General features: G+C 38.1%; 2 protein-coding genes. Both read right to left on the reverse strand.

Features of this window, described 5'->3' with window-relative positions; genetic code table 11:
* Nucleotides 1-7: 7 nt before the first annotated feature.
* The gene (locus tag HMPREF0083_RS25195) at nt 8-517 is read right to left on the reverse strand and encodes a hypothetical protein (RefSeq protein ID WP_148316067.1); all 510 of its coding nucleotides are present in this window, start codon (nt 515-517) and stop codon (nt 8-10) included.
* Nucleotides 429-845 (reverse strand): hypothetical protein (locus tag HMPREF0083_RS28910; RefSeq protein WP_021624805.1); only part of this gene is annotated, 417 nt, incomplete at its 5' end. The genes HMPREF0083_RS28910 and HMPREF0083_RS25195, both read right to left, overlap by 89 nt.

An 845-nucleotide genomic window follows, 5' to 3' on the forward strand; every position in this document is an offset into this window, starting at 1 on the left:
GCGTGAGCTAATAGGTAATATAGCGCCCAGACTGATTAATACTATAAAAAGTATTCCCATTTTGTTGAAGCACACTTAGATTATTTCTTTCAGCACCTATCCATTCCAAACCAAGCGTATAACCTGTTTTTGATTTCGTAACAAACAAAATATTAAACAATCGTGGTTCAATTTCACCTCCATCATCCGCACGCCATGACCATACTCCATCAACATATGTTGCAGGAAAATCTTTAAATACGAGTCCATTCGGCGTAGTCATAACGATACTCGCCAATACATTCTTTTCTGTTCTTTCAAATTCAACAAGGCCAATTTGAACACCTGGTGAAATCTCACCGATTAATCCTTGCTTTATAACCTTACGTTTTTTAAACTCTGTGACTTTTCGGATTGTTTTGTCGGAAAACCTCCCCTGCTTTACCGGTTTATAGGGAAGAAATGTATTTCCCTTGAAAGCATCTTTTTCTATTAAGAAGGCAACTTTCATTTTCTTTAAGCTTTCCGTTAACAACATCAAACCATGCACCTGCATCCTGTGTAATATTACTTGCTGCATTTCTGTGATTGCTATGCTTCCCTTCCTTTTGATACTTTACATACTTTACACTCCGTACGTTTCCGGGCGAGCATATTACTTTCGTAAAGCGCTTTGGCCGATCAGACGGATTTAGATCAAATGCTAACAGATGTTTTCCTGTTTCATCTACATAAGCAAACGTCATGGCGTCTCCATTAACTTTACCGGCAAAAGACACTTTTGTTGCTTCTGTATTTGCTATTGCTTCATCCATACAAAGACCACTCACTAAAAATATACTGCTCAACAGGGCTATAAGAGCCTT

The sequence above is a fragment of the Aneurinibacillus aneurinilyticus ATCC 12856 genome (assembly GCF_000466385.1).
GTDB classification, from domain to species: Bacteria; Bacillota; Bacilli; order Aneurinibacillales; family Aneurinibacillaceae; genus Aneurinibacillus; species Aneurinibacillus aneurinilyticus.

Excerpts from the sequence above, each read along its gene's own strand:
- HMPREF0083_RS25195 (WP_148316067.1), bottom strand. The coding sequence starts at position 517 with ATGTTGTTAACGGAAAGCTTAAAGAAAATGAAAGTTGCCTTCTTAATA.